Source organism: Roseicitreum antarcticum, from assembly GCF_014681765.1.
Lineage (GTDB): Bacteria > Pseudomonadota > Alphaproteobacteria > Rhodobacterales > Rhodobacteraceae > Roseicitreum > Roseicitreum antarcticum.
Genome location: NZ_CP061498.1, coordinates 3,311,006 through 3,326,643, shown reverse-complemented (window position 1 = coordinate 3,326,643; position 15,638 = coordinate 3,311,006). Strand labels below are relative to the sequence as shown.

15 protein-coding genes are annotated in these 15,638 nt (G+C 64.9%); 4 read left to right on the top strand and 11 right to left on the bottom strand.

Features of this window, described 5'->3' with window-relative positions:
- Positions 1-32: 32 nt before the first annotated feature.
- The 5 genes from H9529_RS15840 to fabG form a co-directional block, all read right to left on the bottom strand.
- Positions 33-683, bottom strand: a complete 651-nt coding sequence (locus H9529_RS15840; RefSeq protein WP_176846966.1) for an RluA family pseudouridine synthase — start codon at positions 681-683, stop codon at positions 33-35.
- A 140-nt stretch (positions 684-823) separates the two neighbouring features.
- Positions 824-1,978 carry an endolytic transglycosylase MltG gene (mltG, locus tag H9529_RS15835; protein ID WP_092886815.1) on the bottom strand — a complete coding sequence of 385 codons (1,155 nt, stop codon included), beginning with the start codon at positions 1,976-1,978 and terminating at the stop codon, positions 824-826.
- The gene (gene fabF, locus H9529_RS15830) at positions 1,975-3,240 is read right to left on the bottom strand and encodes a beta-ketoacyl-ACP synthase II (RefSeq protein ID WP_092886813.1); all 1,266 of its coding nucleotides are present in this window, start codon (positions 3,238-3,240) and stop codon (positions 1,975-1,977) included. The genes mltG and fabF overlap by 4 nt, the downstream gene beginning before the upstream one ends.
- Before the next feature lie 303 nt (positions 3,241-3,543).
- Positions 3,544-3,777: an acyl carrier protein gene (locus H9529_RS15825; protein ID WP_092886811.1), complete on the bottom strand. Its 234-nt coding sequence runs from the start codon at positions 3,775-3,777 to the stop codon at positions 3,544-3,546.
- 195 nt (positions 3,778-3,972) lie between these two features.
- Positions 3,973-4,710, bottom strand: coding sequence for a 3-oxoacyl-ACP reductase FabG (fabG, locus tag H9529_RS15820; protein ID WP_092886809.1), 738 nt, complete (start codon positions 4,708-4,710; stop codon positions 3,973-3,975).
- Positions 4,711-5,028: 318 nt separating this feature from the next.
- Here fabG and H9529_RS15815 point away from each other — a divergent pair, with 318 nt between their 5' ends.
- Positions 5,029-6,270, top strand: a complete 1,242-nt coding sequence (locus tag H9529_RS15815; RefSeq protein WP_092886807.1) for a glycerate kinase type-2 family protein — start codon at positions 5,029-5,031, stop codon at positions 6,268-6,270.
- 38 nt (positions 6,271-6,308) lie between these two features.
- On the opposite strand, the gene H9529_RS15810 is transcribed toward H9529_RS15815, so the two are convergent.
- Together H9529_RS15810 and speB are read right to left on the bottom strand one after the other, a co-directional pair.
- A complete protein-coding gene (locus H9529_RS15810; RefSeq protein ID WP_223814211.1) occupies positions 6,309-6,767 on the bottom strand; it encodes a DUF1499 domain-containing protein in 459 nt (152 codons plus the stop codon).
- Positions 6,764-7,732: an agmatinase gene (gene speB, locus H9529_RS15805; RefSeq protein ID WP_092886805.1), complete on the bottom strand. Its 969-nt coding sequence runs from the start codon at positions 7,730-7,732 to the stop codon at positions 6,764-6,766. The genes H9529_RS15810 and speB overlap by 4 nt, the downstream gene beginning before the upstream one ends.
- 68 nt (positions 7,733-7,800) lie before the next feature.
- Between speB and H9529_RS15800 the strand changes: the two genes are divergently transcribed.
- Positions 7,801-9,135 carry an NAD(P)/FAD-dependent oxidoreductase gene (locus H9529_RS15800; RefSeq protein ID WP_092886803.1) on the top strand — a complete coding sequence of 445 codons (1,335 nt, stop codon included), beginning with the start codon at positions 7,801-7,803 and terminating at the stop codon, positions 9,133-9,135.
- A gap of 206 nt (positions 9,136-9,341) precedes the next feature.
- Here H9529_RS15800 and H9529_RS15795 read toward each other — a convergent pair whose 3' ends face one another.
- The 4 genes from H9529_RS15795 to H9529_RS15780 form a co-directional block, all read right to left on the bottom strand.
- The gene (locus tag H9529_RS15795) at positions 9,342-10,667 is read right to left on the bottom strand and encodes a Coenzyme F420 hydrogenase/dehydrogenase, beta subunit C-terminal domain (protein ID WP_092886801.1); all 1,326 of its coding nucleotides are present in this window, start codon (positions 10,665-10,667) and stop codon (positions 9,342-9,344) included.
- 371 nt (positions 10,668-11,038) lie between these two features.
- Positions 11,039-12,031: a methyltetrahydrofolate cobalamin methyltransferase gene (locus H9529_RS15790; protein WP_092886799.1), complete on the bottom strand. Its 993-nt coding sequence runs from the start codon at positions 12,029-12,031 to the stop codon at positions 11,039-11,041.
- A 12-nt stretch (positions 12,032-12,043) separates the two neighbouring features.
- Positions 12,044-12,952 (bottom strand): methylenetetrahydrofolate reductase, encoded by a 909-nt coding sequence (locus H9529_RS15785; RefSeq protein WP_092886797.1) that lies wholly within the window; start codon positions 12,950-12,952, stop codon positions 12,044-12,046.
- Positions 12,953-12,985: 33 nt separating this feature from the next.
- Positions 12,986-13,282 carry a virulence factor gene (locus H9529_RS15780; protein WP_092886795.1) on the bottom strand — a complete coding sequence of 99 codons (297 nt, stop codon included), beginning with the start codon at positions 13,280-13,282 and terminating at the stop codon, positions 12,986-12,988.
- A gap of 263 nt (positions 13,283-13,545) precedes the next feature.
- Between H9529_RS15780 and H9529_RS15775 the strand changes: the two genes are divergently transcribed.
- Positions 13,546-14,688: a Ppx/GppA phosphatase family protein gene (locus H9529_RS15775; RefSeq protein ID WP_092886793.1), complete on the top strand. Its 1,143-nt coding sequence runs from the start codon at positions 13,546-13,548 to the stop codon at positions 14,686-14,688.
- A gap of 18 nt (positions 14,689-14,706) precedes the next feature.
- Positions 14,707-15,483 carry an RlmE family RNA methyltransferase gene (locus H9529_RS15770; protein WP_092886791.1) on the top strand — a complete coding sequence of 259 codons (777 nt, stop codon included), beginning with the start codon at positions 14,707-14,709 and terminating at the stop codon, positions 15,481-15,483.
- The last annotated feature ends 155 nt before the right edge of the window (positions 15,484-15,638 follow it).

Genomic DNA, 15,638 nt, shown 5'->3' with positions numbered 1-15,638 from the left:
GTGCCCGAAGGGCACTCAATTTATCAACCGGCTCAAAAAGGACAGGCGGCGCGAAAGACCATCTCTTCACCCGTTTCGGGATGTGCGACGCCAAGCATCCCGGCATGCAGCATCAGGCGCGGCCAGCCCTGCCCGGCGTCTTCAGCATACAACTGATCGCCCAGAATCGGATGCCCCAGCGCCTGCATGTGCACCCGAAGCTGATGCGTTCGCCCGGTGATCGGGGTCAGCTTCATGCGGGTATTGCCATCCTCTGGCGCCAGCACTTGCCAGGTGGTCCGTGCGGGGCGCCCGGTCTGGGCACAGACCTTGTGGCGCGGGCGGTTGGGCCAGTCGACGATCAAGGGCGCATCGACCGTACCATGCTTGCCGCGCACCGCGCCCTGCACCAGCGCCTCATAATTCTTGCGGGTCATCCGCTTCTCAAACTGCTGGCCCAGTGCGCGCTGCGCGTCGGGTGTCCGGGCGAAAACCATCACGCCCGAAGTGTCCATATCCAGCCGGTGGACCAGCAAGACCTGCGGGAACGCATCTTTCAGGCGCGCAATCAAGCAATCCGCCAAATGCGCCCCGCGCCCCGGCACCGACAGCAAGCCCGCAGGTTTGTGGACCACGATCAGGCTGGCGTCTTGATGAACGATGTCCAGCGGGGTTTGCGGGGGCGCATATACGAAGTCGATCATGGCAAGGGCCTCCCCGTTATTCTGGATGACGTGGTCTGCGCATGGCACAATCGCGCTGCCGCCGCCGACGGCCCACAGCGTCAGCGCTGATGGCACTGCGGTTGCTGCGGGTCAACGCCGCCCGGCGGCCCTGTTGCCGCCTATTGCGCCTGCGGCTGCTGGGCCTCAATCTCGCGCCAGCGCGCGACATTGCGGTTGTGCTCGGCCAATGTCTCGGCAAAGGCATGACCGCCGGTCCCATCTGCGACGAAGAAGATAAAAGGCGTTTCATCGGGGTCCAGCGCCGCTGCGATGCTGGCACGGCCGGGGTTGGCGATCGGCGTCGGCGGCAGCCCGTCAATGCGATAGGTGTTGTAGGGCGTCTCGGCATTCAGCTCGGATTGCCGGATGCCGCGCCCCAGAACGCCCTGCCCGCCGGTGATACCATAGATCACCGTCGGGTCGGTCTGAAGTCGCATACCCTGGTTGAGGCGGTTGACGAAAACACTTGCGACCTGTCGGCGCTCATCAGCAAGGCCGGTTTCCTTCTCGACGATCGAGGCGAGGATCAGCGCCTCTTCCGGGCTGCTGAGCGGCAGGCCCTCGGCGCGGCCCTCCCACATCTCGGCCAGGATGCGCGATTGCCGCGCCTGCATCTCGGCGATCAACTCGGCGCGGTCCGCCCCACGCTGCACCTCGTAGCTGTCGGGGGCAAGGGTGCCCTCGGCAGGGATCTCCGCGACCTCGCCCGCCAGAAACTCAGCCTGGTTCAGCGCATCGACCACCTGCCAGCTGGTCACACCCTCGGCCAACGTGATGCGATAGCGCAGGTCGGCCTGCTCGGTATATGTGCTGTAATCAGCGGGAGGTTCCTCGCCCGCATCAAAGCTGACAACTTCGAGGAAGCGCTGCGTCGCCGGATCCAGTTCGCGCACGATGGTATCCGCGCGCGCGATCCCGACGCGATAGAGCACTTCACTGCCGCAGGTCGAGGCCCCGCCCCGCGTCACCACATCGAGGATCTCATCCATCGAAGCAGCAGCGGGCAGCAGGTACGACCCAAAGCGCAACTGATTGGCCCGTTCGGTATACTGCGCGCCCATCCGGAAGATCGACGGATGCGCCAATGCGCCCTGATCCTCCAATGATCGGGTGACCGCGCGCAGCGTCGCACCGGGTTCAATCCGCAGGCAAATCGCCTCTTGCAGCGGCCCGGCGGTGCTGAACTCTTGCTTGCCCCATGCGATCACGCCTCCAAGCCCGATCAACAGCACGATCATCAGGGTCAGCGCATTGGCGACGATATGTCGGATCATGTAGCTTCTACCCGCCCCAGAACGAGGCTCGCGTTAGTACCGCCAAAGCCGAAGGAGTTCGACAACGCCACGTCTATCCTGCGCTTGCGGGCCGCATTCGGCGCCAGATCCAGCCGCGATGCCACGGCGGGCGTGTCAAGGTTCAGCGTCGGTGGCGCGATCTGGTCGCGGATGGCGAGAATGCAGAAAATCGCCTCAACAGCGCCCGCTGCGCCCAGCAAGTGCCCGATGGAAGATTTGGTCGACGACATCGTGGCATGATCGGCGGAATCGCCCAACAGACGTTCGACCGCCGCCAGTTCAATCACATCCGCCATGGTCGAGGTACCATGCGCGTTGATGTAGTCGATCTTCGCCGCGGGCAAGCCTGCGCGCGCCAATGCGGCCGACATCGAGCGGAAGGCGCCGTCGCCATCCTCAGCCGGGGCGGTGATGTGATAGGCATCGCCCGACATGCCATAGCCCAGCACCTCAGCATAAATTTTTGCACCACGTGCCTTCGCATGCTCGTATTCTTCCAGTACGACGACGCCTGCGCCCTCGCCCATCACGAAGCCGTCGCGGTCGGCGTCATAGGGGCGGCTGGCACGGGTGGGATCGTCGGCGCGCTTGGTGGACAGTGCCTTACAGGCATTGAAACCGGCGATACCGATTTCCGAGATCGGGCTTTCCGCGCCACCTGCGACCATCACATCAGCATCGCCCCACTGGATCAGCCGCGCAGCGTCGCCAATGGCATGTGCGCCGGTTGAACACGCGGTGACTACCGCATGATTTGGCCCGCGAAACCCGAAGCGGATGCTGACCTGACCTGAGATCAGGTTGATCAGCGCACCGGGGATGAAGAACGGTGATACACGTTTGGGCCCGCGCTCCTTGAGCAAAACTGCCGTGTCGGCGATGCTTGACAGGCCGCCGATGCCCGAGCCGATCATAACGCCGGTCCGGTTACGCCCCTCGGTATCCTGCGGCTCCCAGCCAGCATCCTTTACCGCCTGGATGGCCGCCGCAATCCCGTACAGGATGAAGTCATCCACCTTGCGGCGGTCCTTCGGCTCCATCCAGTCATCGGAGTTGAACGTGCCGTCCGACCCGTCGCCCAGCGGGATTTCACAGGCATAGGTCGTCGCCAGATGGCTTGCATCAAAGCGCCGGATCGTGTCGGCACCGGACTTCCCGTCCAGAAGACGCGCCCAGGTCGCTTCGACCCCACAAGCAAGGGGGCTGACCATTCCAAGCCCGGTAACCACTACGCGCCGCATCCCGACACTCCTGTTCTGATCGTATACTGCCGGATCTGATACCGTGGATTGCGACACAGGAAAAGCCCCGACCCGGACCGACCGGCAAAACAGCGGACCTCTGCCATAGGCTGGGGCGATCAAATTGCGGTGCCCAAAATGAAAACGGCACCCCAAAAGGGTGCCGCCTTCGGAAAACAACATGCCGCGCCAGATGGGAATCGGGCACAAAAATCGTCCATCGCCGTGTCGGCAAAACCATCAGCGCCGACTTATTGGTGGCAATCCACCCGTCAGCGGCCAGACAGCCCCCGTGATGACGGGTTACTGCGCTTCGGTGATGAACTTGACCGCATCGCCGAAGGTCTGGATGTTTTCGGCGGCATCGTCGGGGATCTCGATCCCGAATTCTTCCTCGAACGCCATGACCAGTTCCACGGTGTCAAGGCTGTCAGCGCCCAGATCGTCGATGAAAGATGCACCTTCGGTGATCTTGTCTTCTTCAACGCCCAGATGCTCAACCACGATTTTCTTCACGCGATTAGCGATATCGCTCATGTCTTTTCCTCGTCTCATTTCGGCGGGAAAGCCCGCGCTTTGAATGTCCTTCGCCCCATATGGGCGTACCCGGGGTGATGCACAAGCCTGTCGCACGCATTCCCCAACGACCAGCGCGGGCACCTGCCCCCGGCTCAATCTGCGCCGCCTATAGCATATGGCGCGGCGATGGCAAACGCTTTGTGCGCTGACGCTTCACAGCATCGCCAGCCCGCCGTTAACGTGCAGCGTGGCACCGGTCACATAGCCCGCCGACGGGCTGGCCAGGTACAGCACGGCCGCTGCAATCTCATCCGCTTCGCCCATGCGACCAGCGGGCACCTGCACAAGCAGCTTCGCCTTCTGGTCGTCGGTCAGCTTGTCCGTCATGGGTGTCGTGATGAACCCCGGGGCCACACAATTGACGGTGATGCCACGGCTTGCGACCTCATGGGCGAGGGATTTCGACATGCCGACCATACCGGCCTTTGCCGCAGCGTAGTTCGCCTGCCCGGGGTTGCCGGTGGCCCCCACCACTGACGAGATGTTGACCACCCGGCCCCAACGCGCCTTCATCATTCCGCGCACCACGCCCCGGCACAACCGCATTGTGGCGGTCAGATTGACATCGAGCACCGCGCTCCAGTCATCATCCGACATCCGCATGAACAGGTTGTCGCGGGTGATCCCAGCGTTGTTGACCAAGATATCAACCCCGCCCATGGCCGCGATGGCCGCTTTGGGCAGCGCCTCGACCGCCTCTTGATCCGACAGGTCGCAAGGCAGCACATGGGCGCGGCTGCCAAGGTCGTCGGCGAGAGCCTGCAACGGGCCGGTCCGTGTCCCCGACAATGCCACCGTGGCCCCCGCGCCATGCAGAGCGCGCGCGATCGCCGCGCCGATTCCGCCGGATGCGCCGGTAACCAGCGCGGATTTACCTGTCAGATCGAACATTCACCCTCCGGATATGTACTGTAATGCACGGAAATCGTACCGCGTTGCCCTGTCCTAACAGCCCTTTCAGCGCGCGACCATATGTAACAACCGATCTTGGCCATATGGGTAAGCGCATGATTATCGGCGCAGGCCCAGCAAGAAGTTAATAATTAGTTAACGGCGCTGCGGCACAGGTCGGCCCTGAAAAAACTGGCCATTTTCTGGCAGAATGCTGCTTGACCTACAAAGAGCCTTGGCAAAAGTGCTTTCCGGGGGGTGGACGGGGCCTGAATCCACGCGGATGATGCCTCGAAGAATCATCCCGAAGGACTGCGCATGCCCCGGCATCAGATCATCAACCTCTTTGAGGCAGGCATTCTGGCTGCCGATCCGTCCCGTGGCGTGGCGCAGGCGTTGCGGACCGATCCGGTTCGGCTGTCTGCGGGCGGCCGTTTGTTCGTGTTGGCCGTGGGCAAGGCTGCAGCACGCATGATGCGCGCCGCCCTGCCACTGGTGCCCGCCCCGGCAAAGGCGCTGGTCGTCACGAATTATGAGAATGCCGCGCCGGTTTCAGGCGCTGAAGTGCTGGCCGCAGGTCATCCCGTCCCCGATGAGGCGGGCCTGGCCGCAGGTCAGGCGGTGATGCGGATGCTGGCCGAAGCGGGCCCGGACGATCAAGTCCTCGCGCTGATCTCGGGCGGCGGGTCGGCCCTGTTGCCCGCGCCGACTCCGCCGCTGACCCTGGAAGACAAGGCTGCGCTAAGCCGGCTGCTACTGGGCGCCGGGCTGGATATCGTGGCGATGAACAGCGTGCGGCAACACTTGTCAGAGTTGAAGGGTGGCGGGCTGTTGCGGCAGGCAGCGCCTGCGCAGGTCCGGGCGTTGATCTTGTCGGATGTTATCGGCGACGATCTGCGGGCCATCGCCTCGGGCATGACGGCGGAACCGCTGCTATCGCGGGACGCTGCGGTCGCGCTGCTGAAAACTGCAGAACTATGGACGAAACTGCCCCCGAGTGTGCGCGATGCCCTTGCGCAGCCCCAGACCCAGGAGCCGCTGCCCAAGGTCCGCAACCAGCTGATCGGGTCGAACCGCATGTCGCTCGATGCGATGAAGGCCGTCTGGCCCGATGCGGTCATCCTCAGCGATGCGCTGACCGGCGATGTCGCCGCCGCCGCCGCGCAGATCATCGCGCATGCGCGCACTGCCGGGCCTGCTCCGCTAATGGCGCTGTTTGGTGGCGAAACGACGGTAAACCTGAAGGGCACCGGCATGGGAGGACGCAATCAGGAACTGGCCTTGCGCGTTGCCATGGGGCTCGACGGGTGGCCCCGCAAATGGCTGTTCCTGTCAGGTGGCACCGACGGACGGGACGGGCCGACCGATGCGGCAGGCGGGCTGACCGCGCCGGATACGCTGCACCGCATCCGCGCCGCAGGCGGCGACCCTGCCGCGTTGCTCGCAAACAACGACAGCTACCAGGCATTGGATCTGGCGGGCCACTTGCTGCGGACCAATGCGACGGGGACCAACGTAGCGGATCTGCAAATCCTGCTGCTGGACGCCGCGAACACTTAGCGCTGCCGCCCCGGCAAGCAGCCAGCCGCCGCGCGCCCTCAGTCGACCATGTCTTCCAGCGCTGCCAGCCAGCGCGTCAGCCGCGCCCGGTTTACGCCCATGTCGGACTGCCCGAAGCGGGCGCGGGCGAAGGCCGAGAATGTCGCGCCGTCACCCGCGCGCGACACTTTGACCGAGGTAAAATCAGGAAACCCCATCAGCGTGCTGCGCGAGATATAGGTCATGTGCCCGTCCGCAACCGAACCGGCCAGCAACTCTGCGCCGTCTTCGCGCGCGATCTGGTCGATCCGCTCGGCCAGCGCCTCGGGCGTCAGGGCGTAGATCGGCGCGATCTCATCGCCGCCGACCAGCCGAATCAGATGCGCGTTGGGCTTGGAGGGCTTTTGCACAAGTGCGGGGTCTTCATGCCAGTCAGCGGGCGCATTGGGCGAGACCCGCACAAAGAGCATCAACCCTGCCAGCCCCAGCAGTACAACAATTCCAATCAGCTTGATCATTTCTTTCCCCACAAGTTCCAGCAATACAGACACAACAGTTCCATGGCGACATGCGCCCCCATGATCGCGGTGACGCCGGTCGGATCAAAGGGCGGTGAGACCTCGACAACATCGCCCCCCTTCAGATCGATTCCCGCCAGCGCGCGCAGCATGACGGCCGCCTGATTGGCCGTGATCCCGTTCCAGACCGGCGTGCCGGTGCCCGGTGCAAAAGCGGGGTCCAGCGCATCAATATCGAAGGTCAGATATGTCGGCGCATCGCCCACGATCGCCTTCGCCCGGGCGGCAGCGGCCGCTGGCCCGTCGCGATGGACCTCAAAGGCGTCGATGACGTGGAAGCCGAGGTAGTCAGGGCATTCCGTGCGGATGCCGATCTGAACCGACCGTGCCGGGTCTACATAGCCCAGCTTCACCGCCTTGTACATCATCGTGCCATGGTCGATGCGACTAAAATCATCATCCTGCCAGAGGTCGGAATGCGCGTCGAACTGGATGACCGACATCGGCCCGAAAACCTCTGCGTAGGCGCGCAGAATCGGCAGGGTTATATAGTGATCCCCCCCCAGCGCCAGCGACCCAGCACCCGCTGCCAGAATACCGCGAACATGCGCAGTCAGCGTATCGGGGAAATCGTTGACCTTGGCATAATCGAACGCCAGATCGCCATAATCGACAATCGAGAATTCCGACAAAGGGTCGAACCCCCAGCCATAAGGCGGGTCGAAAGCCTGCAAGGCACTGGCCTCGCGGAGGGCGCGCGGTCCCAGCCGGGCACCGGTGCGGTTGGTCACGGCCTGATCGAAGGGCACGCCGGTCACCGCCAGATCTGCCCCACGCAAATCCTTTGTATAGCTGCGGCGCAGGAAGCTGGTCGCGCCGCCGAAGGTATTCTCATACGCAAGCCCGCGCCGTGATGCGCGGGTGAAGGCGGTGTCCACTTCGGTTTTTGCGTCTTCCAGTGCCATCAGCTACTCCGTATCCTGTAAATGAAATGTAGCCGCGCCAAAGCGCAGCGCCAGCCCCCGGTGCCCCGATGTCCTATCTTTATGAACCCGCCGCCTATACCCCCGATATTTGGCCGGAAAGCTACTGGCGCGCCAGTAGCCCCGCGCTGCCGCCCTGCCCCACCCTGACCGGGCCCGTGACAGCCGATGTCGCGATCATCGGCGCGGGCTATGCCGGGCTGAACGCGGCGCTGGAATTGCGGGAGCGGTTCGGCGCCGAGGTGGTGGTCCTGGACGCCGCAGCGCCCGGTTGGGGCGCATCGGGGCGCAACGGCGGGTTTTGCTGCCTTGGGGGCGCGAATTTGTCGCCTGCGCAGATCACCCGCCGTGTCGGCGCCCTCGCGGCGCCCGAATTCGACAGCTACCAGCAACGCGCGATCGACCGCGTGGCCGATAATCTGGCCCGCTATGGCATCGACGCCGACCGAGGCCCGGCCGGCGAAGTGCTGCTGGCGCATTCCGCCCGCACATGGGCTGCCATGCAGGCGCAACAGGGCGCGGACGGCGTGCAGCTTTGGGGCCGCGCGGCCCTGCGCGACGCCGGGCTGAACTGCGCCACCGCATGGGGCGGCACCTATCGGCCTGAGGGGTTTCCCCTGCACCCGCTGAAATACGCGCGCGGGCTGGCGGTGGCCGCACAGGCCGCCGGGGTCCGAATCTACGGTGACAGCCCGGTCAAGACCCTCGACCATGCCAATGGCCTGTGGAGCCTGCGGACCGGCGCGGCGCAGGTGCAGGCCCGCCGCGTACTGATCGCCACCAACGGCTACAGCGATGAACGCCTGCCCCGCTGGTTGTCACGCCGCATTCTGCCAGCCCTCTCTACCATCATCGTCACCCGCCCCTTGAGTCTCGCCGAGAGGGAAGCGCAGGGCTGGACCTCGCACTTGATGACCTACGATTCGCGCACCATGCTGCATTACTTCCGCCTTCTGCCCGACGGGCGGTTCCTGTTTGGCGCGCGCGGCGGGGTGTCGGCCCAGCCCGAGCGGCTTGCCCGCTTCACCGCCCGCGCGCGGGCCGAGTTCGAGGCGATGTTCCCCGCCTTTGCGCAGGCCGAAACCACCCATGACTGGTCCGGGCTGGTCTGTCTGACCGGGTCGATGGCGCCGTTCTGCGGTCCAGTGCCGGGGGCGGAGGGGCTGTTTGCCGCGCTTGGCTGGCACGGCAACGGCGTGGCAGCAGCGTCCGAAGGGGGCCGCCGGATTGCCCCCGCGCTGATGGGACTGCCAGACACCACGCCCGCCCTGTTCAAACGCCCGCCGCCGCGCTTTCCGCTGCCACGCAAGCTGTTGCTGCGCGCCGGCATGGCCGCAGCACTTTGGCGCGACGGCCCGCTGCGCCCTGCGCCTGAAGAGGCCTGACGTGGCGGAGGCGCACCCCGCGACTTAGGCGGGGCGTGCCTGCGCTTGTCGGCCAATCCCTGTCACGGGGGCGGCCTTTGATGATGCGGCAGCCGGTCACGGCGGGGATACAGCGCCGGTGCGTGGTGCCGAAATCAGCATTGCAGGCACACTCTGGGCGGCGAACACGCGTGCGGGCGATGAGCCCCGCCCGCGATGGGGGCGGCTTAGCCGTCTGAGGGTAATGTGGACGAACCGGCCAACGGTTCTGCTGACGATTCTGCCGCCGTGCTGGTCCCTTCTGCAGTCCCCGTCGCAGGCGGGGGGACCGCGCGCACCTCGTCTGGCCCGGGTGTCAGGCCATAGGGGGCCACTACGTTCCATACATGCGGCGGGACCATGTTCTTGACCCGCGCGGGATGGGCGCGGCGCAGGTGCAGCACTGTCTCGATCGCCTTCATCTCGACCCGGGCGCGGGCGAATTCCAGCCCGCGCGGCCCGATACGCGGCTGCAAAAAGGCCACGATGGGCCGCGCCCAGTCTGGCATCGACCGTAATGGCAACCCGCCCGCCGCACGTTCGGTATTGGCCATAAAGCCCCGGACAGCGCCCGACCGCTTGCCCTTGTCGGTCAGCGGCTTCACGGTCAACACGTCTTCCAGATGGCGCAGCATCTCGGCCCCGCGTGCGTTGCGCACGATCACCCATTGATCGCCGTCGCCGCCCATGTAGCCTACGGTGATATCTGCCAGCCGGTTGGTGTAATCCACGCAGGTCTTGCATGTCATGGGAAAGAAATCAGGCCTGAGCTTCGAGATCGGCAGTTTCAGGAACGGGACCACCCGGGCCGGTCGCCCGTCGTCGAACCGGAGCTCCACCTTGTAGTCCGCGCGAAACTCCAGATAGCTGACAGTTTCGGGCTTGGCGTCCAAGAGCGCCAGGAATTCGTGGAAGTTCTCGGTCGTGGTGTTGTCCGAACAGGGCGTGCCGATCACATAGATCCGTTCAAACCCCAGATCGCGTTCCAGCGCGCGCAAGGCATGCACCTGGCAGGGAATACCGATCAGCGCGATGCGCCGGTGGCCTGCGGCGCGCGCCGGTTCCAGCAGCGCCAGTGTGGGGCCAAAGCCCATGCGCATGCCGCGACATTGCGCAAGCGCAGCCGGGTCAGTCACGATCACCGGCAGCGGCTTCCAGCGATCGGACGGATCAGGCGCGACGGTCAGCACGGCATCGACCGCGCCGGTTTCCAGCAGCTTCGCGGCCAGCGTCGTGGTGATGCCGGTCCATTGCGCCCCGTCTGCGGGCGGCGACAGACGCGCGCGCAGCATGGTTTGGGTTACGCCAAAGAACCCCTCCTCGGGCGCGTCTGGCCGCGGGGTGCGGCCGTGTACCTGGCGTTCAAGGCCGGGATAATCCGGCTGGATGAACTGGCAGGCGCGCCCGCAATCCTTGCCATCGCCGATCCGCGATATGCCGCAATCCGTGCAAAGCCCGGGACGCGGCGCGCCACCAAAAGAGGGCGCAGTGATACCGTCGGTGGCGTGTTGCATGCTGGAGGACCTTCGGTGGGGAATACACAGACTGTCTAGCAAAGTTTACACATCGGGTCGAGGGGGATTGACGCATCGAAGCCGATACCACCGTTGTCCGGTACTGCCCGCGCATCGGATGCACGGACCGCGCGCTGCGGGCGGCGTGGTCCGGGCGCTGGCTCAGATCCGACGCGATGCTGCCTCCCCCGGCGGGGAAGGCGTTGACTTTGGGTCATGCATGGGAAAACGGGCAAGCTTCAGATTGGTCTGCACGGGCGGCGAAAAACGGCGCGTTTTCCAATCAACCCCAGACCAATCGCGGTTCGGAGTACTGACCAGAGCACCTTGCCGCCCGGCACCGGTTCAAAACGGGTTTGCAGCACCAAAGCTCAGGCGTTGCGCCGCCGTGCGCCGCGCCCGGACCGCCCCCCCGCCGCCCCGCCTGCTGCTGCTGCGGCCGAAGCTTCGGCAAAGCTTGCGCCTTCCTTGACGGCATCGAGCACGCGCGAAAAGCGGATCCATTCGGCCCCGTTCGCATCGTGGTTCATCAAGAAGTTGGCGGCGCGGATCGCCTCCATCTCGACCGAACGTACGGGGTTCATGATCGCGCTGGTCATGCCCGCGCCGATGGCCATGGGCAGGAAAGCTGCGTTGATACCGTGCCGGTGCGGCAACCCGAACGAGATGTTCGACGCCCCGCAGGTGGTGTTTACCCCCAGTTCATCGCGCAACCGCCGTACCAGCGTGAACACCTGCTGCCCTGCCGAAGACATGGCGCCGATCGGCATCACCAGTGGATCGACCACGATATCATGCGCGGGAATGCCGAAATCCGCTGCACGCTCGACAATCTTTTTGGCCACGGCGAACCGCACATCGGGATCTTCAGAAATGCCGGTGTCGTCGTTCGAGATCGCCACCACCGGCACGTTGTATTTCTTGACCAGCGGCAGCACCAGTTCCAGACGCTCTTCCTCACCCGTTACCGAGTTCAGGAGGGGGCGTCCATTGGCCGCTTTCAGCCCCTCTTCCAGCGCGCCGGGCACGGAACTGTCGATGCACAGCGGCGTGTCGGTGATCGCCTGAATGCGCAAGATCAGCTCGCGCATCAGCGGCGGCTCAACGAAGTTGTTGTCGGCATAGCGCGGATCTTCGGCCATTTTGTTGGTAAACACCGCACCCGAGTTCACGTCCAGCACCATTGCCCCGCAGGCCACCTGTTCCAGCGCATCACGCTCTACCGTGCTGAAATCCCCGGCCTCCAGCTCGGCGGCCAGTTTCTTGCGCCCGGTCGGGTTGATACGCTCGCCGATCACGCAGAACGGCTCATCAAAACCGATGACAACGGTTTTGGTCTTCGACTCGATCACGGTGCGGGTCATGGCAGTGGGTTCCTATCGGTTGGCAGCCCCGGGCGCGCCATGATCAGCGGCCCATCGGGCATTGGGGACGATCCCGCCCAGCGGGAAGAAATGCAGGGACTGGACCCCGAAATCCGGGTGTCGCGCCTTATGCGCGGCCAGATCGCGGACCAGTTGCGTCGGTTCAAACGGTGTCAGCAGCTTGGTCACATCCTTCGCGCGCTTTTGCAACACCCGCAGCGACGGGCCTACACCGCAGGCAATCGCGAATTTCAGCATCGTTTGCAGCTTTGCGGGCCCGGCTATGCCCAGGTGAATCGGCAGCGTGATGCCTTCGGCTGCCAGCCGGTCGGCCCAGGCGATCAGGGGCGCAGCTTCGAACGCAAACTGGGTGACAATCGCCATTTCCGCGTCAGTGCGGTTGGCGAAATCCTGTTTCCAGCGCAGCGCTTCCATCACAGCGGCATCGCCGCCGTCGCGGTCAATGTCGCGGTTGCCTTCCGGGTGCCCGGCCAAATGCAGGCGGCGAAAGCCGTCGAACAGCCCTGTCTCCATCAGCTGCATGGAGGACGCGAAATCCCCTGCCGGCTGCGCGACCCCGCCGGCCAGCAGCAGCGCCTGCGTCACCCCGGCCTCGCCACGATAGCGCGCGATCAGGTCGGCCAGCGCTGCCCGGTTGCGGATCAACCGCGCGGGAATGTGCGGCATGGGCGCAAAGCCATCGGCCCGCAGGCGCGCCGCCGTCGTCACCATGTCCGCCAGCGGCGTGCCGTCGATATGGGCGATGTAGACCCGCGTGCCAACGGGCAGCAACGCGCGGAAATCGTCGATCTTCGCGGCGGTGCGCGGCATCACCTCGATCGAATAGCCCTGCAACAGCGCCTGCATCGCGCCGCTTGCCGCAGGGGTGTCAACCTGTTGACGAAAGTTCAGAAGTGCCATGGGATGCCTCAGCCTTTTGACGCGATCGCTGCCTCACGCACGGCCCTCATTGGCAATCAGCGCTTTCAGCTTCTCTGTGTCATAGGTGGCTTCCAGCCGCGCCGCCTCTGCGGCAGCGACCTCCTGATCGTCGCCTGCGACCTCTACGGGGGCGGCCTTGCGCCATTCGGCCAGATAGGCATCCGCCTCTTTCGCGCCGATCTTCATGGCGCAGCGGTCGATCGCCTGTTCGAACCGTTCGGAAAGCTGCACCTTGTGCGCCCGCCGTCCCTTGCCGACGATCACCTGCGCAGGAATATCCCGCCAGTAAACGATAGTCACCGATGCCATAATCCTGCGCCCCGCTGCTGTTTCTGCCCGCCTGATACGGGCCACCCTCATGTCCGCCCGCCGTCGCGCATTGGCGATGAACCGGCTGGGATCGGTTTTAGGCCATGGCCGCACAGGATGGCCAGCCTGCACGGGCATGCCGGGATTGAATAATTTTCATGTCCTTGATGAAACCTGACAATGCGGCGATGCTAGGTCGCAGGCGCTTGCGTCGGGGGCGGCAAGGGATTACTCTGTCATCAACTTGAAATGGAGGGCGATCTATGGCGCCCGAGCGTCCCGCAGGCGTGGGCGCGCACCCGAAACCGTCCAGACGTCGCCCCCGCGCGGCGTATAAACCGTATTCGGTCGAGCCGCCGCGCCAGACCAAGCCCGACGGGGCGGGGCTTTATGCCGCGCTCGATTTGGGTACGAACAGTTGCCGAATGCTGATCGCCCGCCCCCGCGGCGCGCAGTTTGAGGTTGTCGACAGCTTTTCCAAGGCTGTCGAACTCGGTACGGGCCTTGAGGCATTGGGCAAGCTGTCCCATGCCCCGATGGAGCGTACCGTGCAGGCACTTCGGATCTGTCGCGCCAAGCTGGACAAGCACAGCGTGCGCAGCATGCGCCTTGTCGCGACCGAGGCATGTCGTCGTGCCCGCAACGCGCGTGAGTTCATCAACAAGGTCCAGCGCGAGACTGGCCTGCGGCTGGAAATCATCCCGCCCGAGGAAGAAGCGCGGCTTGCCGTCGTGTCTTGCGCCCCGCTGGTGTCGGCGCGCACCGAGCAACTGCTGGTAATCGACATCGGTGGCGGGTCAACCGAACTGGTGTGGATCGACTTGTCCACCGTGCCCCCTGCGCGGCGTCGCCGGGCCATCATGGACATGCACCAAAGCTTCGAGGGCGCGGATGCCCCCTCAGGCGCCCGGGTCGTTGACTGGATCAGCGTGCCGCTGGGCGTGGCCACCCTGCGCGACCAGTTCGGCGATGTGCAAGACGATGCCGCCCGGTTTGCCCTGATGAGTTGGTTCTTCGAGGAACAACTGGCGGATTTCTCGCCCTACGACCACCCGCAACCGCGCGAAGGTTTTCAGATCATCGGCACGTCGGGCACGATAACCACGGTCGCCGCATCGTTCCTCGGCCTCAAACGCTATGATCGCAACAAGGTTGATGGGCTGCGCATGACCTCCGATCAGATTGATCGGGTAATCCGCGATTACCTGGCATTGGGTCCGGAGGGGCGGCGCACCGACCCACGCATCGGGCGCGAACGCCACGGGCTGATCATGTCAGGCGCGGCGATCTTGATGGCGCTGATGCGGGTCTGGCCCACCGATACCATGTCAGTGGCCGACCGGGGCCTGCGCGAAGGGCTGCTCTATGCCCAGATGAACCGCGACGGGGTGCTGGATGTCACCTGACCAAGCAAAGGACGCGACATGACCACCAACGGCAAGAACACCTCTGGGCGCGGTCAGCGCGAGTTGCGGGTGAAGGTGAAAACAGCCAAAGGGCGCCGCCTGTCCTCGACCCGCTGGCTGGAACGGCAGTTGAACGACCCCTATGTCGTCGCCGCCAAGCGTGACGGCTATCGTGGCCGCGCGGCCTACAAGATCCTCGAACTGGATGACAAATACCGCTTCCTCGTGCCCGGCGCGCGGGTGGTCGATCTTGGCTGTGCGCCAGGCGGCTGGCTGCAAATTGCGGTCAAGCGCGTAAACGCTCTGGGGGACAAACAGGGCAAACGCGTGGGCACCGTGCTGGGCGTAGACCTGCAAGAGGTCACGCCGCTGGCTGGGGCCGATGTGCATGTGCTGGACTTTCTGGCCGACGGCGCCGAAGCGCAGGTCAAGGACTGGCTGGGCGGTCAGGCCGATGTGGTGATGTCGGATATGGCGGCTTCGTCCTCAGGCCACAAGCAGACCGACCACCTGCGCATCATCGCGTTGTGTGAAGCGGCGGCCTATTTCGCCTTCGACGTGCTGGCCGAGGGCGGCACCTTCGTCGCCAAGGTGCTGGCTGGCGGGGCTGAGGGCGAGTTGCAGGCGCTGTTGAAAAAGCGCTTCAAGACCGTCGCCAACGTCAAACCCCCCGCCAGCCGCGCCGACAGTTCCGAAAAATATGTCGTGGCTTTGGGCTTTCGCGCGACTGGTGACGGCCAGCCCGATGTCGACTCGGACACGCCCGACGCGGACCCAGCCGCCCCGGAAGCCTGACCCCCGGCGGCGCGCCCCTTCCCCATGGCACGGACGCTGCCGCCCGCCAACCGGCGCAAACACCAAAGTACCCCCGCCGCGCGCCCAGCGCGGCGCCCGTGAAGGTGCAGGCCGCGCCAGCGGCCTTCCGCTGGATCGCGGGACGACCCCGCGCT